Annotated in this window: 12 protein-coding genes; 10 read left to right on the top strand and 2 right to left on the bottom strand. The window is 70.9% G+C overall.

Translation table 11 applies throughout. From position 1 onward, the window contains the following. Positions 1-43: 43 nt before the first annotated feature. From ACFE76_RS06045 to ACFE76_RS06015, 7 genes are all read left to right on the top strand, one after another. A complete protein-coding gene (locus ACFE76_RS06045; RefSeq protein WP_375430846.1) occupies positions 44-811 on the top strand; it encodes an SDR family NAD(P)-dependent oxidoreductase in 768 nt (255 codons plus the stop codon). Positions 812-904: 93 nt separating this feature from the next. Continuing rightward, on the top strand, positions 905-1,588 hold the full coding sequence (locus ACFE76_RS06040; RefSeq protein WP_375430845.1) for a lysophospholipid acyltransferase family protein: 684 nt from the start codon (positions 905-907) through the stop codon (positions 1,586-1,588). Between the two features lie 55 nt (positions 1,589-1,643). Further along, on the top strand, positions 1,644-3,335 hold the full coding sequence (locus ACFE76_RS06035; protein ID WP_375430844.1) for an FAD-binding oxidoreductase: 1,692 nt from the start codon (positions 1,644-1,646) through the stop codon (positions 3,333-3,335). Between the two features lie 328 nt (positions 3,336-3,663). Continuing rightward, the gene (locus tag ACFE76_RS06030) at positions 3,664-4,479 is read left to right on the top strand and encodes an FAD binding domain-containing protein (protein WP_375430843.1); all 816 of its coding nucleotides are present in this window, start codon (positions 3,664-3,666) and stop codon (positions 4,477-4,479) included. Next, positions 4,476-7,199, top strand: a complete 2,724-nt coding sequence (locus ACFE76_RS06025; protein WP_375430842.1) for a molybdopterin-dependent oxidoreductase — start codon at positions 4,476-4,478, stop codon at positions 7,197-7,199. The genes ACFE76_RS06030 and ACFE76_RS06025 overlap by 4 nt, the downstream gene beginning before the upstream one ends. Before the next feature lie 55 nt (positions 7,200-7,254). Continuing rightward, positions 7,255-8,163, top strand: a complete 909-nt coding sequence (gene pucL, locus ACFE76_RS06020) for a factor-independent urate hydroxylase (protein WP_375430841.1) — start codon at positions 7,255-7,257, stop codon at positions 8,161-8,163. Between the two features lie 47 nt (positions 8,164-8,210). Further along, positions 8,211-9,701, top strand: coding sequence for an amidohydrolase family protein (locus ACFE76_RS06015; protein WP_375430840.1), 1,491 nt, complete (start codon positions 8,211-8,213; stop codon positions 9,699-9,701). A 135-nt stretch (positions 9,702-9,836) separates the two neighbouring features. On the opposite strand, the gene uraH is transcribed toward ACFE76_RS06015, so the two are convergent. Both uraH and uraD read right to left on the bottom strand, forming a co-directional pair. Further along, positions 9,837-10,157, bottom strand: coding sequence for a hydroxyisourate hydrolase (gene uraH / locus ACFE76_RS06010; protein WP_375430839.1), 321 nt, complete (start codon positions 10,155-10,157; stop codon positions 9,837-9,839). Continuing rightward, complete coding sequence (gene uraD, locus ACFE76_RS06005) at positions 10,154-10,690, bottom strand: 2-oxo-4-hydroxy-4-carboxy-5-ureidoimidazoline decarboxylase (RefSeq protein ID WP_375430838.1); 537 nt, start codon at positions 10,688-10,690, stop codon at positions 10,154-10,156. The genes uraH and uraD overlap by 4 nt, the downstream gene beginning before the upstream one ends. 94 nt (positions 10,691-10,784) lie before the next feature. Between uraD and ACFE76_RS06000 the strand changes: the two genes are divergently transcribed. The 3 genes from ACFE76_RS06000 to ACFE76_RS05990 all read left to right on the top strand — a co-directional run bounded on the left by ACFE76_RS06000 (position 10,785) and on the right by ACFE76_RS05990 (position 19,125). Continuing rightward, positions 10,785-11,909: a lipid II:glycine glycyltransferase FemX gene (locus ACFE76_RS06000; RefSeq protein WP_375430837.1), complete on the top strand. Its 1,125-nt coding sequence runs from the start codon at positions 10,785-10,787 to the stop codon at positions 11,907-11,909. Between the two features lie 68 nt (positions 11,910-11,977). After that, positions 11,978-13,039 (top strand): alanine racemase, encoded by a 1,062-nt coding sequence (locus tag ACFE76_RS05995; RefSeq protein ID WP_375430836.1) that lies wholly within the window; start codon positions 11,978-11,980, stop codon positions 13,037-13,039. 164 nt (positions 13,040-13,203) lie between these two features. Next, positions 13,204-19,125 (top strand): DUF6531 domain-containing protein, encoded by a 5,922-nt coding sequence (locus ACFE76_RS05990; protein WP_375430835.1) that lies wholly within the window; start codon positions 13,204-13,206, stop codon positions 19,123-19,125. The last annotated feature ends 130 nt before the right edge of the window (positions 19,126-19,255 follow it).

Raw genomic sequence — 19,255 nt, 5'->3', positions numbered from 1 at the left:
GTCAACCCTTGGGCTCAGCGGGGCTGCGCCTAGGGTGGCTGCCGTGACAACGGCACTGGTGACGGGCGGGACGTCGGGGATCGGGGCAGCGTTCGCCCGAGCTCTGGCGGCGCGAGGGGACGACCTGGTGCTGGTCGCCCGGAACGCTGACCGGCTCGAGCAGATGGCCGTTCAGCTGCGGGACACCCACCACGTCGAGGTCGAGATCCTGGTGGCCGACCTGGCGGTGCGGGACGACGTCGAACGCGTCGCCGCCCGACTGGCCGACACGAACAGGCCTGTCGACCTGCTGGTCAACAACGCCGGTTTCGGCATCCCGGTCTCGCTGACCGCCACCGACCTCTCCCCGCACGAGCACGGCATCGACGTGATGGTCCGGGCGGTCCTGCTGCTCTCCGGCGCGGCCGCCCGGACGATGCGCCTTCGCGGCACGGGCGCGATCGTCAACGTGGGCAGTACGGCCGGCTACGTCACCATGGGCGGCTACTCCGCGCTCAAGGCGTGGGTCGCGGTCTACACCGAGGGCCTGGCCGTCGAGCTGCGCGGCAGCGGCGTGACCGCGACGGTGCTGGCCCCCGGCTACGTCCGGACCGAGTTCCACGAGCGGGCCGAGATCGGGACCAGCAAGCTGCCCGGCTGGGCCTGGCTGGAGGCCGACGCCCTGGTGGCGGAGTGCCTACGCGACGTCGCGGCGGCGAAGGTGATCTCGATCCCGTCCCGCCGCTACCAGGTGCTGATCTGCCTGGCCCGGCTCGCGCCGCGGACGGCCGTCCGCCGCGCGTCAGCTGTGCTGTCCTCCGGCCGCCACTGAGCGGGTGTCTTCAGGGAGGGGCGTCTTCAGTGAGGGCAACGGCACACCGCTCAGAAGATGAACACCCGACGACCGGTCGGTTACTGTGGCACGGTGTCCAGCCGTAGCCGTTACACCTCGCCCGTGCACGCCGGCGCGAGGTTCGTGGCCCAGCAGCTGATCCTCAAGCCGTTCATCTACCGCAAGACCACGGTCACCGTGCGCGGTACGGAGCTCCTCGCCGATGTCCGCGGACCGTACGTGGTGGTCTCGAACCACACGTCCCACCTGGACGCTCCGCTGGTCATCACGTCGCTGCCGCGGAAGCTCTCGCGCTACGTGGCGGCGGGCGCAGCAGCGGACTACTTCTTCGACGTGTGGTGGCGCAAGGGTCTGACCTCGCTCTTCTTCAACGCCTTCCCGGTCGACCGGACCGGGCTCCGCGGACGCAAGGGTCTGGCCACCAGCCTGCTGGACGACGGTGTCCCGTTGCTGCTCTTCCCCGAGGGCACCCGCTCGCGCACCGGGGAGATCGGCGCGTTCAAGCCGGGCGCCGCCGCGCTGTGCATCAGCCGGGACGTGCCCTGCCTGCCGGTCGCGATCGTCGGCGCCGCCCAGGCCATGCCGCACGGCAAGAACTGGCCCGACCGCGGCCGGCCGCCGGTCTACGTCACCTTCGGGGCGCCGCTGCGGGCCGAGGACGGCGAGAGCGTCGCCCAGTTCTCCGAGCGGATCGCCAAAGAGGTCCGGGGCCTCATCGACGACACCACCACCTACGCCGAAGCCCACCGGCACTGAATCTTGTCCCTTCGGGGATGATGGTCGGCGGACCGGCAACCGAAGGAGAACGCAGATGCCTGCCGTCAAGCACATGAAGTGGTACGGCTGGGGCGTGGAAGGCACCAGCTTCCACCACGAGGACAAGCCGGCGCTGCGCCCGTTCGTGCAGGAGATCATCGACCTCGACCTCGCGACCCCGCCCGGCAAGGCGCCGGCGCTGGAGGACCTGCCGATCCCGACGCCGCAGATCTCCGACGCCCTGCTGGAGCAGCTGACCGAGGTCGTCGGGCTGGACAACACCGTCAGCGCCGACGAGGACCGCATCGTCCACACGTACGGCAAGAGCATCCGCGACCTGATGCGGCTCCGGGCCGGCGACATTCCCCGGGTGCCCGACGTCGTCGTCTACCCCGGCGACGAGGCCGAGGTGCAGGCGATCGTCGACCTCGCCATCGCCGCGGACGTCGTGCTCATCCCCTTCGGCGGCGGCAGCAACATCTCCGGCAGCCTGCAGGCACCCGAGGACGAGACCCGCACCGTCATCTCCCTCGACCTCGGTCGGCTCAACCAGGTGGTCGACGTCGACGAAGAGTCCGGCCTGGCCTGGATCCAGGCCGGCGCGCTCGGACCCGACCTCGAGGAGCAGCTGAACGCCCGCGGCTGGACGCTCGGCCACTTCCCCGACAGCTTCACCCACTCCACGCTCGGCGGCTGGGTCGCGACCCGTTCCTCGGGCATGCAGTCGGACAAGTACGGCGACATCGCCGACATCACCCGGGGCCTGCGGATGGTCATGCCCGGCCGGGTGCTCGTGCTGCGCGGTCTGCCCAGCACCTCGACCGGGCCGAGCGTCCGCGAGATGGTGCTCGGTTCGGAGGGTCGCCTCGGCGTCATCACCGAGGTCACGGTCCAGGTCCACCGGATCCCCGAGGAGCGGGTGATCCTCGGCTACCTGTTCCCCTCGTTCGAGGCCGGCGTGGGCGCTATGCAGGAGATCTCGACCAGCGACGCGGCGCCCTCGGTCACCCGCGTCTCCGACGCCGGGGAGACCCGCTTCTCCTTCTCGACCCGCAAGAAGGGCAAGGGCCTCTCGGTGTCCGGCCTGGTCAGCAAGGGCCTGTTCAAGGTGCTGGAGCGCCGCGGCTGGGACCTGAGCGCGGTCTGCCTGTCCTTCGTCGGCTACGAGGGCGGCCCCGACCACGTGTCCCGGCAGAAGGCGATCGTCAAGAAGATCATCGCCTCCCACGGCGGCATCGGCCTGGGCAAGGGCCCGGGTGAGCTGTACGACCAGAAGAAGTTCGACACCCCCTACATCCGGGACTTCCTGCTCGACCGGGGTGCGGCCGCCGACGTCTCCGAGACCGCAGCGCCGTGGTCCAAGCTGGTGCCGATGTACGACAACGTCACCGCGGCGGCCAAGAAGGCGTTCGCCCAGATCGGCGTGCAGGGCTGGGTCATGTGCCACCTGTCGCACTCCTACCACTCGGGCGCCTGCCTCTACTTCACCTTCGCCTTCCGGCACGACGGGGACGACCCGCTCGGCCGCTACGACGTGGTCAAGTCGGCCATCCAGCAGGCCTTCCTCGACACCGACGGCACGCTGTCGCACCACCACGGCGTCGGGACCGAGCACGCGCCCTGGCTCGAGCAGGACATCTCCGCCGCCGGCGTCCACCTGATGGAAGGCCTCTTCGCCGGCGCCGACCCGGGCCGTAACTTCAACCCGGGCAAGATCACGGTCACCCCGCCGACCTCGCGGGCCTGACCCACGCTCCAGCGAGCGATCCTGCCGCGACTACGCGTCAGGATCGCTCAGCGGGCGGTAATCGTCCGGGGCGTGCGCTGCGGGGCCACGGACTGGGGCGGTGCCGGCCCGTGACCAGTTCCGTTCTTCGAGGGGCCGCAGCGGATCGCCGACTCGCTGCGGACGAGCATCACCCTGGACGCACTACCCTCGGTGGTCGGCCTGCTCGACATCATCGTCGTGGCCGACGTGTCAGAACGTCAGGGTGCTAGAGCGACACTCTGAATCGGTAACACGGACGGAACGCGCAGGCTCTTGAATGGGGGCTCCTGCGACCGGAGAGTAGAGCGTGGACCTCAACACCGTGACCGCCGTGGTGGCCGCACGCTCGCGTGCGGACCTGGCGGCGCTCGACGAGCGGACCGGTGTCCTGGCCGGCGGGTCGTGGCTCTACTCCGAGCCGCAGGACCACCTGTCCGGGCTGGTCGACATCACCGCGCTCGGCTGGGCGGCGGTCACCGAGCGTACGGACGGCGGGCTCAGCCTGGCCGCGACCTGCACCCTGACCGAGGTCGCCTCGCTGTCGACCCGGCTGCACCGCGCCGCCGCCCCGCTCTTCCGCCAGGCGTGCGAGGCGCTGTACGGGTCGTTCAAGGTCTGGCACGTCGCCACCATCGGCGGCAACCTCTGCGCCTCGCTGCCCGCCGGACCGATGACCAGCCTGGCCGCCGGTCTGGACGCGGACGTGGTGATCTGGCGGGCCGACGGCCAGGACGAGGTACTGCCGGCGGCGGCGTTCGTGACCGGCAACAAGACCAACGTGCTCTCACCCGGCGACGTGCTGCGCTCGGTCGAGATCTCACCGGACGCCCTGGACAGTCGGACGGCGCTGCGCAAGATCGCCCTCTCGGCGCTCGGCCGGTCCGGTGCGGTGCTGGTCGGCCGGCTCGCGCCTGACGGCTCGTTCGTGCTCACCGTCACCGCGGGGACCGTACGGCCGGTGCAGCTGGGCTACCCCACCCTCCCCGCGGCCGCCGAGCTCGACGCCGACGTCGCCGGCATCCAGGAGTGGTTCACCGACCCGCACGGGGCGGCCGACTGGCGCCGCGCCGTGAGCCGGCTGCTGGCGGAGGAGATCCGCACGGAGCTCGGTACGCCCCGATGAGGTTCACCGTCAACGGCTCAGGCGTCGAGCAGGAGCCGCGTCCGGGCCAGTGCCTGCGGACGCTGCTGCGGGAGACCGAGCACCTCGACGTCAAGAAGGGCTGCGACTCCGGCGACTGCGGAGCGTGCTCGGTGCTGGTGGACGGGACGCCGGTGCACTCCTGCATCTACCCGGCCTACCGCGCCGAGGGCCGGGCCGTCACCACGGTCGCCGGCTTGGGCACCCCGGACGCACTGAGCCCGGTCCAACAGCGGTTCGTCGACCACGCGGCGTTCCAGTGCGGCTTCTGCACGGCCGGCATGGTCGTCACGGCCTCGACCCTCACCGAGGAGGACCTGCCCGAGCTGCCGCGCCTGCTCAAGGGCAACCTCTGCCGCTGCACGGGCTACCGGGCGATTCGTGAGGCGATCCAGGATCAGTGCCCGGCTACGGCCGCCAGTGGTTCCGGCGTCGGTGAGTCGGTCGGCGCCCCGGCCGGTCGGCGTATCGTCAGCGGCCGCGAGCCGTACACGCTCGACGTCGCCGTTCCCGGCCTGCTGCACCTGACCGTCCTGCGCAGCCCGCACCCGCACGCCCGGATCCTCAGCATCGACACCACCGCCGCCGAGTCGCTGCCCGGCGTGGTCCGGGTGTTCACCGCCACCGACGTGCCGCCGGTGCTCTACTCCACCGGCCGGCACGCCAACCGGCTCGACGACCCCGACGACAGCCTCATCCTGGATACGGTCGTCCGGTTCCGCGGCCAGCGGGTGGCCGCGGTCGTGGCCGAGAGCGTCGGCGTCGCCGAGCAGGCGTGCCGACTGATCGCGGTCGAGTACGAGGTGCTGCCTGCCAACCACGACCCCGAGCTGGCCCGCGACCCGACGACGCCGGCGCTGCACGGCCACCTCGACCCGATGACCAGCCGGATCGCCAACCCGCGCCGTAACCTCGCCGCCGAGCTGCACGGCGAGTACGGCGACGTCGCGACCGGCCTGGCCGAGGCGGACGCGGTCGTCCGCGGGACCTGGCGCAACCAGCGCGTCAACCACGCCCACCTCGAGACCCACGCCACGATCGGCTGGCTCGCCGAGGACGGCCGGCTGACCCTGCGGACCAGCTCTCAGGTGCCGTTCCTGGTCCGCGACGAGATCGCCCGGCTCTTCGACCTCGACCGCGACCGGGTCCGCGTCTTCACCGCCCGGGTCGGCGGCGGCTTCGGCGGCAAGCAGGAGATCCTCACCGAGGACCTGGTCACCCTGGCCGTGCTGGCCACCGGCCGTCCGGTGCAGTACGAGATGACCCGTAGCGAGGAGTTCACGACCGCCCCCTGCCGGCACCCGTTCCGGGTCGCGGTCACCCTGGGTGCCACCCGGGCCGGCCGGCTGACGGCGCTGGCGATCGACGTGCTGTCCGACACCGGCGCGTACGGCAACCACTCGGCCGGGGTGATGTTCCACGGCGTCTCCGAGTCGGTCGCCGTCTACGACGTGCCGCACAAGCGGGTCGACGCCGCTGCCGTCTACACCAACAACCTGCCCTCCGGGGCCTTCCGCGGCTACGGCCTCGGCCAGGTGATCTTCGCCCTCGAGTCGGCGATGGATGAGCTGGCGGTCGAGCTGGGGATCGACCGGGTCGAGTTCCGGCGCCAGAACATGGTCCGCCCCGGCGACCCGCTGGTGGTCACCCACGTCGAGGGGGACGACCTGGTCTTCGGCTCCTACGGTCTCGACCAGTGCCTGGACCTGGTCGAGCAGGCGCTGGGCAGCGGCCGCGGGCTCCCTGAGCCACGGGAGCCCGGCTGGCGGACCGGCTCTGGACTCGCCATGGCCATGATCGCGACGGTCCCGCCGCGCGGCCACCGGGCGGAGGCGAACGTCACCGTCGACCGCGACGGCCGCTACACCATCGGCGTGGGCACCGCCGAGTTCGGCAACGGCACCGCGACCGTGCACACCCAGCTGGTGGCCAGCGCGCTGGCCACCACGGCCGACCGGATCACCCTGTACGCCGCCGACACCGACGCGACCGGCCACGACGTCGGCGCTTTCGGCTCCACCGGGACGGTGGTCGCCGGCCGGGCGGTGCACGACGCCGCGCTCGACCTGCTCCGCCGGCTGCGCGAGCGGGCGGCGGCCCTCACCGGCGTCGACCCAGCGGACTGGCTGGCCGGACCCGAGGGCCTCCAGATCGCTGACCGGACGCTGACCTTCGCCGACCTCCTCGGCGGCGAGGCCACGCTCCGCGGTGAGGGCACGGTCGACGGGAGCGTCCGGTCGCTGGCGTTCAACGTGCACGGCTTCCGGGTGGCCGTGCACCCCGGGACGGGTGAGATCCGCATCCTGCAGTCGGTCCAGGCCGCCGACGCCGGCTACGTGGTCAACCCCGCCCAGTGCCGCGGCCAGATCGAGGGTGGCGTGGCGCAGGCGCTCGGAACCGCCCTGTGGGAAGAGCTGATCCTCCACGAGGGCACCGTCACCACGGCGGTGTTCCGCAACTACCACCTGCCCCAGCTCTCGGACCTGCCCGACACCGAGGTGCTGTTCGCCCGTACCAGCGACGACCTCGGCCCGTACGGGGCCAAGTCGATGAGCGAGTCGCCCTACAACCCGGTCGCGCCCGCGCTGGCCAACGCGGTCACCGACGCGATCGGCGTCCGGCCGTACGAGCTGCCGATGTCGAGGGACCGCATCTGGCGGTTGCTGCGAGACACCACCCACCTAGGCGACCCAGAGCCGTAACGCGCGCTCCCTAGGATTTCGGCTAGCGGGCATCGCCAACTCAAGGGGGACCGGCATGGGCATCGTCCTGGGCACCAACCAGTACGGCAAGGCGGAAAACCGGATCGTCCGGATCTATCGCGACACTCCGCGGCACGAGATCCGCGACGTGAATGTCTCCACGGCGCTGCGCGGTGACTTCGCCCCCGCGTACACCCACGGTGACCAGTCCGACGTGCTGCCCACCGACACCCAGAAGCACACCGCCTACGCGTACGCGAAGGAGAAGGGGCTGCTCTCGATCGAGGACTACGGGCTCGCGCTGGCCCGGCACTTCGTCGAGGACGTGGAACCGGTGCAGGGTGCGCGGGTCGAGATCGAGGAGTTCGCCTGGGAGCGGGTGGTCATCGACGGCGTCGAGCACGACCACACCTGGACCCGTAAGGGCTCTGAGGTGCGGACCGCCTCCGTCACCGTCGAGGGGACCGGAGACGACCAGCAGGTGTGGATCACCGGGGGCCTGAAGGAGATGGTGATCCTCAAGTCGACCGGCTCGGAGTTCACCGGCTTTCTCACCGACCCGTACACGACTCTGGCGCCGACGAACGACCGGGTGATGGCCACCTCGCTGACCGCGAAGTGGCGCTTCACCGAGTCCACCGAGATCGACTGGGAGGCCACCTACGCCGGGATCAAGCAGATCCTGGTCCGGCACTTCGCCGAGCTGCACTCCCTCGCGCTGCAGCAGACGCTGCACGAGATGGGCCGGGCCGTGCTGGAGGCGTACGGCTTCATCGCCGAAATCCGGTTCTCGGCGCCCAACAAGCACCACTTCGTCTACGACCTGTCGCCCTTCGGGCTCGACAACCCGGGCGAGGTCTTCCACGCCGACGACCGCCCGTACGGCCTGATCCAGGCGACCGTCATCCGCGACGACGCCCCGGACGCCGGCCCGGCCTGGTACGCCTACACAGGCCTCGTGTGACCACACTGCTCGCCGCAGGGGCTGGTGGTCGCTCCGCTCCCGCTCCTGTGACCACACTGCTCGCCGCAGGGGCTGGTGGTCGCTCCGCTCCCGCTCCTTTCTTGGTCGTTCGCGGCCACATCTTCCACGTGGCCGGGAACGCAGGAGTCACGAGCGCGGCCGAGGCGCTGGTCTCGCTGCCCGACGGGGCGCTGGTGATCGACGACGCGGGCACCATCGCCTGGGTCGGCGACCACACCGACCTGCCGGCGGCGTACGCGGACGTGCCGGTCCGGCGGGCCGACTTCGTGCTGCCCGGCTTCGTGGACGCCCACCTGCACTATCCGCAGACCAACGCCCTCGACGCGTACGGCGGCGGTCAGCTGCTCGACTGGCTCGAACGCTGCATCTTTCCCGCCGAGGCCACGCTCGCCGACCCGGACACCGCCGAACGGGTGGCGGATGAGTTCGTCCGCCGCCGCGTCTCCGCTGGGACCACGGCGGCGATGGTCTTCGGGTCGGCGTTCCCCGAGGCGCAGGACGCCCTTTTCCGTGCCCACCAGGAGGCCGGGCTGCGGCTGGTGAGCGGCCGCGGGGTGCAGACCGTCGGGCCCCCCGCCGCCGCGCCGCTGCTGACCGGTGAGGACGAGGCCGTCCGGCTGGTCGCCGACGAGATCGACCGCTGGCACCTCGCCGACACCGGCGACCCCCGCACCGCCCGGCTCCAGGTGGCCGTCGTGCCCCGGTTCAGCCTGTCGGTCACCCCGCGGACTCTGACCGCCCTCGGCGAGCTGTACGCCGGGGTGCGCGACCGCGGCGTCTATTTCCACTCCCACCTCAGCGAGAACGACCGGCCCGGCGACGGCGAGGTCACCGCGGTGCGCGAGACCTACCAGGTGACCGACTACCTCGACACCTACGACGGCCGCTTCCTGCCCGGGTCGACCGTCGGCGGCGAGACGTTCCTCGGCCGGCGCAGCGTGTTCGCGCACGCCGTGCACTGCTCCGACCGCGAGCTTGCCCGGCTGGCCGAGACGGGCAGCTCGATCGCCCACTGCCCGACCTCGCAGCAGTTCCTGGGCTCTGGGACGATGCCGTGGCTGCGGACCGTCGCCGCCGGCATCACCGTCGCCGCGGGTACCGACATCGGCGGCGGCGACGAGTGGCTGATCCCGCGCGTGCTCAACGACGCGTACAAGGTGCACCTTTCCGAGCCCGGTGCCGACAGCGTCGCGCTGCATCCCGCCGAGCTGCTCTTCACCGGCACCCTGGCCGGCGCCCAGGCTCTCGACCTCGACTCGCGGATCGGCAACTTCGATGTCGGGAAAGATGCTGACGTTGTTCTGGTAGAAGTCTCCGGTTGGGAGCCGTTGGCACGTAGTCTCGAATTCGTCAACTGCATCGGTGACGAACCCCTCGCCGCCGATCAAACCCTCTTCGCGCTGCTGATGGGTGTTCGGGAATCAGCCATCGGCGCGGTCTTCGTCGCAGGTCACGAGATTGAGTCGCGTCCAGTACGGTGGAGGAGAAACCGGGGGGTCCACGGACGCCCGGGGTAGGCCGTACGCATCCGGCCCGTACGCGTTCCCCGCGCGGCCGGGCCCATCCCCTGTGCGGGCGCCTATCCCGGGTTCCGGACCCCACTAAACGTCCGCGTCCCGAGCTGGTCGAGGGCCCCAAGAGGTTCGGCCAGCTCAGCTGCCGCGATAGGTGGAGTACGCGTACGGGCTCAGCAGCAGCGGCACGTGGTAGTGCGCGTCCGGGTCGTCGATCGTGAAGCTGAGCACGACCTCGGGATAGAACGTGGCCGCGAAGTAGGCGCCCGTGGCGAAGGTGATCCGGTAGCTGCCCGGCTCGAGGTCGACCGGACCTAGACCGCCGATCCGGCCGTCGTCGTCCGTGGTGCCGGCCGCGATCAGCGACCCGTCGGCCCCCTCCAGTCGAGCCGTCACCCCCACCGCCGGCCGCCCAGCGACCGCGTCGAGCACGTGGGTGGTCACCCGGCTGCGCGTCATTCGGCCGCCTCGACGTCGTTGTAACCGGAGTGGTGATCCAGATGGCCGAACAGCTGCGGGATTCTTCGCAGGGCGATGTCCCGCAGCTCGCTGGCCACGATGGCGATCTCGGTCTCGTCGTCCAGCTCGAGCCGGCGCTGCAGCTCGGCCAAGATCTCCGGTCGGCTCCGTCCGGCAGCCCGGATCAGGAAGACCCGCCCGAACCGCTCCTCGTACGCCCGGTTACCGGCCGCGAGCGCCTCGGCCAGGTCGGTGTCGGTCGAGGCGCTGGCCGCCTGCTCGGCCCGGGAGAACGCCGGGGCCGTGCCCGTACCGACCGGCCGCTCCCCGATCCGCGGGTGGTGGCTGAGCGCCTGGTCCACCTCCTCGGGCGTCAACGGGTTCGCGGCCGCGGCGGCCGCGTCCGTCAGCGCGAGCAGCGAGGCGAAGGGGGCGGCGGCCACCACCTCGTCCACCCAGCGCGGCACGGCCAGGCAGGCGGTCAGACCCTCACGCAGCTCGTCGTCGGTCAGCTCGACCCGGGGCACGGTCATCGGCGGTTCCCTCCACGCTCTGTTGGACTCTGGGTCCGACCATCAGGGGCCAGGTACGTGATCGAGGGTAGGGGAGAGATTAACCTTGTCGCCCGTGACCCTCTCGGTACGGACCATCCCCGCGGAACGTCACACCCTCTTCAACGCCAGCCAGCCCTCGGTCAGCTTCTTGCAGACCCCGGCGTGGGGCCAGGTCAAGAGCGAGTGGCGCAGCGAGTCCATCGGCTGGTTCGACGAGGGCGACCACCTGGTCGGGGCCGGGCTGGTCCTCTACCGCCAGCTGCCGAGGGTCAAGAAGTACCTCGCCTACCTGCCCGAGGGACCCACGATCGACTGGAACGCCGAGGACATCGGCGCCTGGCTGCGGCCGCTGGCCGACCACGTCCGTGCGGCCGGGGCGTTCGGGATCCGGGTCGGCGCACCGGTCGTCGTCCGCCGCTGGCGAGCGGAGACGATCAAGGCGGCGATCGCCGACGAGCGGATCCCCCGGATCAGCGAGGCGATGCCCGACGAGGTCAACCACCGCGCCACCCACCTGCGCGACAGCATGCGTCAGCTGGGCTGGCACCCCCCGCACGAGGACGAAGGCTTCGCCGCCGGCCAGCCACGGTTCGTCTTCCAGCTGCCGATCGCGGGCCGGACCACCGACGAGCTGCTCACGGGCATGAACCAGCTCTGGCGGCGCAACATCAAGAAGGCCGCCAAGCTCGGGGTGACCGTACGCCAGGGCGACCTCGACGACCTCGCGCACTTTCACCCGCTGTACGTCGAGACGGCCGAGCGCGACCACTTCACACCGCGCCCGCTGTCCTACTTCCAGACCATGTGGACCGCGCTCCGGGCCGAGGACCCCGACCGGATCCGGCTCTACCTGGCCGAGCACGAGGGCGACCTGGTCGCCGCGACCACCTGGGTGCGGGTCGGCCAGCACGCCTGGTACTCCTACGGCGCGAGCTCGACCGCCAAGCGTGAGGTCCGCGGCTCGAACGCCATCCAGTGGCAGATGATCACCGACGCCGTGGCCGCCGGCTGCACCGTCTACGACCTCCGCGGCATCACCGAGGGCCTGGAAGCCGACGACCCGCACCTCGGCCTGATCCAGTTCAAGGTCGGTACCGGCGGCGAAGCCGTGGAGTACCTCGGCGAGTGGGACCTGCCCCTCAACGCGATCCTCTACGGCGCCTTCGACCTGTACATGCGCCGCCGCTCCGCGTCCTGAGCTTGTCGAAGGCCTCGAAGAGGTTGCGCCATCGTCGGAGGCAGGTGGCTGCCCGCTACGCTCGCCGGGTGAGCGGTCTAACCCTGCACCTCGACGTCGAGCGGTGGCGCCGGCACCTACGGGCCGAAGCGGGCTCCACGCCCGGGCTGGTGCCGGTGGCCAAGGGCAACGGCTACGGCTTCGGGCTGCACCGACTGGCCGAGGAGTCGGCCGCGCTGGGCGTCGACACGATCGCCGTCGGCCTTCCCAGCGAGGTCGAGCAGGTCCGGGAGGCGTTCGGCAAGACGGTGGTCATCCTCAACCCCTGGGACGCGCACAACCCGCTGGCCGTCGAGCTGGCCGAGGACCCACAGGTGCTGACCACGGTCTCGCGGCTGGCCGACCTCGCGGCCCTGGCCGACCTGCAGACCCGACCGCGGGTGCTGGTGGAGGTGCTGACCTCGATGCGCCGGCACGGGATCGCGCCGACCGACCTCGACCGCGTCGCGCTGCTCGCCGACCGGGTCCGGATCGAAGGCTGGAGCCTGCACCTGCCGCTCCGCGAGGAGGGCCGGTTCACCGAAGCCGAACAGCTGGCGAGGGCCGCGCTGGCCGCCGTCGACGCCCCGCTGTGGTTCTCGCACCTGCCGCCGGGTGAGGCCGCCGTCCTGGCGGCGGGGCTGGCCGACGCCGGCGCCCCGCCCGTCCCGCTCCGGCTGCGCAGCGGCACCCAGCTCTGGCTCGGCGACCCGGACAGCCGGCACACCACCGCCACCGTGCTCGACGTCCACAAGGTCTCCCGCGGCGAACGCGTCGGCTATCGCCAGCGCCCCTGCCGCTTCGACGGGTACGTGGTCGTGGTCGCTGGCGGCACCGCCCACGGGGTGGGGTTGGAGGCCCCCAGCTCGGCGAGCACGATGCGGCAACGGGCCATCGCGCTGACCACCGGCGGGCTGGAGGCCTTCGGCACCGCCCTCAGCCCGTACACGATCGCGGGCAGGAAGCGCTTCTTCCTCGAACCCCCGCACATGCAGTCCAGCCAGATCTTCCTGCCCAACGGCGCCACCCCGCCGAACCTCGGCGACGAGGTCCCGGTCGAGGTGCGGCTGACCACGGTCACGGTGGACCAGATCGTTCCCGCGTCGCCGTAGGGCGAGGTTCAGAAGTTATCCACAGGTTTGTCGGAACGCCGATTCGGCGGCCACCTGCGTGTGAGGATCGTGGTCCGGCACCGTGACCACTACTCGGTGCTCCAGCGGTCGACCAGTGGGGTCGGTGAGTGATGAGGGTTCGCGGGTGAGATCAGCGGGTTCTGATGGCTGACCTGGGTGCGGTCGAGGAGGACGTCCCGTTCGACGACGCGACGGCGGACACGTTGATCACGCGGTGCCGGCTGGCGGCGACGGCGGTCGAGAGTCAGGCGGGCCCTCGGGCGTCGGCGGTGTCCACGGGGTGCACCGACTTCGTGGGTCACTTCGCGTTCGTGTTCGCGACGAACGCGGCGACGGCGGCGGGGGACGCCTCAGAGCTGGTGGCGCGGTTGCGGGAAGTGGCGGCGGGCGCGCAGTCGCTGAAGGATGAGGCGGCGAAGGAGCAGCAGCGCCGCGAGACCGCGCGGGCGTGGTTGCAGGAGCAGGCGGACCGGTCGTTGCTGGAAAGGGGAATGGACGAGCTCTTCGGTCCCGACGACCCGCCGGTAGGGCCGCCGGCGGCGGAGCCGTCGATTGCCGTGTCGGCCGCTTCGGCTCGGGCCCGGCAGTCTCCGCCGCCCGGCGGTGGCGGCGGGGGTGGTGGCACCTCGTCGGCGCGGCCGTCGAAGCTGCGGTCGTTCGCGACGTCGTCCGGCCATCTGGACGAGGCCTTGGCGTCGACGCCGGGACGGCTGAGGGCGGACTACGCCGATTTCGTGGCGAAGTGCCGGTGGGGGTCGCTGGACGCGTCCGGGGTGTTCACGGGCTACACGGCGTGGTTGGCGGCCAACGCCGAGGACGTGGCGTGGGCGAGGACGGTTGCGGACGCGTTCACGGCGGCCGGCGGTGAGGGCGAGCTGTCGACGATGTCGAACAGCGCGGTCGCGGCGGCGTTGAGAGCGGCCGGGGTGGACGCGACCCGTCAAGACCTGGTGATCGAGCCGCCGCAGGCGTTCGGGGGTCCGGCGACATCGGGATATGCCAATGACCCGGTGAACGCCTCGACGGGCAACTTCGTCGAGGTCGAGACCGACCTGACCTTCCCGGGTGCTGCTGCGGGCCTGGTGCTGGGCCGTTGCTACAACTCCTTCGACACCGGCGGGCACGCGTTCGGGCCGGGTTGGTCCTCGGTCTGCGACGCCGGCCTGACGTTCGACACCGATGGCTTGGCCCGGCTCACGCTGCCGGATGGGCGTCAGGTCCACTTCCCGCGGTTGGGCGCTGGCTGGGATCGTGCGGTCGGAGAAAACCTGTGGCTGATCGCCGACGACTCGGGTGAGCTGGTGGCGTCGGGGAACGACGGCTCGTGGTGGCGACTGTCGGAGTCGGGTGCGCTGAGGACCTTCGGCACGGGGCCGAGGGAGTCCCGGGCCTTCGTCGAGGTTGGTCGCGACGACGCCGGCCGGGTGGTTCGGCTGACGCATGCCCGCGGTCAGTGGATCGGGCTCGAGTGGGCAGACGACCGGGTCGTCGTCGCCCGGAGCGCTGACGGCCGGGTCGTCTCCTACGGCTACGACGAGCGCGGCCAGCTCGTCTCGGCGTCGGGCCCGGCGGGGACCCGCTCGTACGGGTGGAACGCCGATGGGCTGATCGTGTCGGTGACTGATGCGGACGGGGTGGTGGAGGCCGAGAACGGCTACGACGACCGCCGGCGGGTGACCTCTCAGCGGTCGCTGTTCGGGCGGACGACCCGGTTCGTCTACCTGCCCGGCCGGGTGACGGTGGTCTCGGATGAGGACGGGGCCCGGTCGAACACGTGGATCTCCGACGACAAGGGTCGCCTGGTGGGGGTGGTGGATGCCGACGAGCAGCGGCAGTCCAGCTCGTACGACCGGTGGGGTAACCCCGTTCTGCTGACTGAGCGTGACGGTGCCGCCACGGTGCACCAGTACGACGACCGCGGCCGCCGGATCCAGACGGTGACCCCGTCCGGCGCGGACATCAGCTATGGCTTCGACGGGCTCGATCGGGTGACGACGGTGGTGACCGAGCAGGGTGCGGTCACCACCTGCACCTACGAGGGTGAGCAGCGGAACCCGTCGACGATCCTGGATCCCGAGGGCGGGCTGACCCGGCTGACGTGGCACGACGGTCTGCTGAGCGAGGTGGTCGACCCGACCGAGGTCACGCTGCGGTTCGGCTATGACGACCGGGGTGACCTGATCGGGGTGACCAACGCGGACGGCCAGACCGCTCGCCTGGAACGCGACGTTCTCGGTCGCGTCACCGCGGCCGTCAGCCCGTCGGGGCACCGCACCGAGTTCGTCTGGGACCCGGCGTCGGGTCAGCTGGCTCAACGCCAGGACCCCGACGGCGCAGTCTGGCGCTACGAGCACAGCGTCGCGGGCCGGTTGACCGCGACCATCGACCCGTTCGGCGCCCGCACCTGCGTCGAGTACGGGAGCCACGGGGAGGAGTCGCGGACGGTCGACCCGTTGGAGAGGGAGGTGACCCGGCAGCTCGACGAGCTGGGCAACGTGTCAGCGGTGACCCTGCCGGACGGGTCGCAGTGGCGGTTCGCGCACGACGACCTGTCCCGTCTGTCGGCGACGACCGACCCGACCGGCGGGGTGTGGTCGCAGACCTATGACGCGGCCGGCCACCTGGTCGCCACCGTTGACCCGACCGGGGTGCGGGTCGGCGTCGACGCTGACCCAACGGCGCACCAGGTCCAGGTCTCCGGCATTGACACCACGGTGACAAGTGGGTTCGACCCGTTGGGCCGGCTCACCTCAGCCGGCCGGGTCGACGGGACCGCCGCTGTCTTCACCTACGACCGGTGCGGACGCCCGGTCGAGGCGTTGGACGGCGACGGCGGTCTGACCCGAATCGTCCGCGATCCGGCGGGCCGACCGGTCGCCGTCACCTCCCCGTCAGGATTGACCACGACCTACGGCTACGACGGCTGCGGTCGGCTCGCGACGGTGACCGACCCGGCGGGCGGGACCGTGACGATCGGCTACGACGTCGACGGTCAGGCCGTGACGCAGACCCTGCCGACCGGTGAGGTGGCGCGGTCACGGTACGACGCGTGCGGCCGGTTGGTCGAGCACACCGCTCCCGGCGCCGGCACCTCGAGCTGGACCTACGACCTGGCCGGGCGGGTGGTCGGGTGGAAGTCGCCGCAGACGGGACCGGCCACCTTCAGCTATGACGCGGCCGGGCAGCTGCTCACCGCCACCGACGGCAACGGCGGGGTCACCCGGTACACCTCCGACCAGCTGGGCCGGACGGTCGAGATCGTCAACCCGATGGGCGGGGTGACCCGGCGCAAGTTCGACGGTATGAACCGGTGCGTCGCCGAGACCGACCCGCTCGGCCGCTCCACAAGCGCCGGCTACGACGCGGCCGGCCGGTTGGCGTGGCGGGAGGCTCCGGACGGGCGGCGGACAACCTTGACCTACGACGCGGCCGGCCGGCCCGCGACCATGGCGGTCGACGGGAAGACCGTCACCGCGCTGACGCGGGATCTGCGGCGCCGCACCGTCACCATCACTGACACATCCGACCCGGGTCGGGCTGAGCCGGTCGAGCACGTCCTGGAGTGGAACTCGCGTGGGCAGCTGATCCGTCGGGCCCGTGGCGGGCGGGCGGTCACCTGGGGCTACGACGCGGACGGCCGCCGCACCCGGATGACCACCCCGGACGGCACGATCACCGACTACCGCTACGACGCGGGCGGCCGCCTGAGGGAAGTCGACTCGTCGCTGCTGGGTCGGGCGGCGTTCGACCGGGACGCAGCCGGCCGGATCATCTCCGCCGTCGCGGGCGGACTCATCCAGTCCTGGGAACACTCCGACGGCTTCGTCGTCGCCCACACCATCACCGACGGCGAGGGGGCCACCCGCACCGCGATCGACCGTGACCGTGACGGCAGGGTCCTGCGGGTCACCAAGGACGACGGTGGCGACAGCCGGGGGGCGGGGATCGGCCGGTCGGTGACCGAGTACGGCTACGACCGGGCCGGCCAGCTCATCTCAGCTCGCACGGAGGCGGGGATCGGGACGGCGACCGGGCGGTGGGTGTACGACGCAGCCGGACGGCTCTCCTCCGAGACCATCGACAACCAGGTCGAAGCCGCGTCCAGCCCTGCCGGTCTGCAGACGATCGAGCACGTCTACGACCTGGCCGGGCAGCTGCTGTCGACGGTGGACGCGTCGGGGACGACGACCCGCTACAGCTACGACGCCGCCGGCCGGCGCCTGTGGTCGCGGCGCAGTGACGGGACGGCGCGGGAGTTCGTGTGGAACCCGACCGGCTACCTGGCCGGGATCATCCGCCACGACCGTGACGATCGGGTCCGGAAGATCACGGTGCACGCGGACGCCTTGGGTGAGCTGGCGTCGGTGGACGGGACGGAGTTCTTCTGGGACACCGCCGGCTACGCAGGCGCCCCCGTGCTGGCCGGCGACACCCCCATCCTCACCTCCGGTCCGGTCACCGGGATCGGCGCCGGCTGGACTGCGCCCGGCTGGCGCACCACCCGTGCCGTCGGCGCCGACCCGTGGTCCCTCGGCGGCACCGGTCAGACCGGGCTCGGGGCGGCGTCGGTCGGCTCCTCGGGTGAGGTGAGCGTGGACGGCCTGGAATGGATGGGGGCGCGGGTCTATGACCCAGCGGCCCGCGGCTTCTTGTCGGTCGACCCGCTGGATCCGGTCACCGGTGCCGGGTGGGCGGGGAACCCGTACGCGTTCGCCGGGAACGACCCGATGCACGCGGTCGATCCGACCGGGTTGCGGCCGGTCACCGACGCTGAGCTGGCTGCTTACCGGGACAGTAACAACGGTTTGGTCGGCAGCGCCCTGCAAGCGACCGGGGACGCGTTCCACTCGGCGATGGACGCGACCGGCCACTGGTTGAAGAACAACTGGGAGTACGTCGCCGGCGGCGCCATGGTCGTCGCCGGTGGGGCGTTGATGGCGACCGGGGTGGGCGGGCCGGCCGGGATGATGCTGATCTCCGCTGGTGCGGACACGATCATCCAGAAAGCCACCACCGGTGACGTGAACTGGGGTCAGGTCGCAGTCTCCGGCGCCGCCGGCGCGGTCGGGTTCGGCGCCGGCAGCGTCCTCGCCAAGACTGCTCTCAGTACCGGTGCGAAAGAAGTCGCCGCGAACGTCGCCGAGGGTGCGGTCAGCAACGGCGCCGCCTACCTGACCGGTCCCGGTCCGCACACCGTCACCGGGCTGGCCAAGAATGCTGGGTTCGGCGCTGCCACCGGCGGCGTCCCTTTGCGGGGCGCCGCCGGACAGGGACTCGAGTCAGGGGCCGGTCGGCTGCTGAACCGGACCGAGGAAGCCGTCACCGCCTGCTTCGTCGCCGGCACACCCGTCCTGCTCGCCGACGGCACCACCAAACCCATCGAAGACATCCAGATCGGTGACGAGGTGGCCGCGTTCAATCCCGAGACCGGGGAGAACGAGCCACGCCGGGTCCTCGACGCGTTCACCCACCACGACATACCCACCTACCGCGTCATCCTCGACAACGACCAAGCCGTCACCACCACCGCCGAACACCCCTTCATGGTCGACGGCCAAGGCTGGACCCCCGTCCGTGAACTCCGCAAAGGCGACCAGCTGGTTCGACCCGACGGGTCGACCGTCACCATCCACACCATTAACGCCACCGGCGACACCGCCACCGTCCACAACTTCGAAGTCGACGGCCTCCACAACTACTACGTCCAAGCCGGCAACCACTGGCTCCTCGTCCACAACAGTTGTGGCGACCACGTCGTGCTCGGCAAGTCGGAGGGGCTGGCGCAACAAGCCAAGCTAATCGGCGGACGCCACCTGATGCAGGACGCTGATTGGCAATCAAGCGTGCGGGCGGCGATTAACGACCCAAGTACGAGAATTAGCGTGGTGCTCGACGGCGTCACTGGAGAATCCCCCTATCACAAGGTGGTATCTGCAGTACAACGTGACGCGACGGGGCGCGGATCACCCTTCGACTGGGAGATGCGTCAACTGCACGAAGCGCAGGAGCTCAAGAATGTCAACTTTTGGGAGGGAGGAAGTAATGTCAAAAATCCATTTGAATGACCCGGTCTACCTTGATCTGTCCAAGCGGACGTTCAGATTAGAGGTAATGCGAGGTGGTATGAACCGGCTTCTTTTCCGGTCGAATATCAGGCAAGATGTTACATCGAGGATGGAAATATTCTTTATGTAC

Source organism: uncultured Friedmanniella sp., from assembly GCF_964244005.1.
Lineage (GTDB): Bacteria > Actinomycetota > Actinomycetes > Propionibacteriales > Propionibacteriaceae > Microlunatus.
The sequence above is the reverse complement of the archived record's forward strand: the minus strand, read 5'-3'. Positions and strand labels throughout refer to the sequence as shown.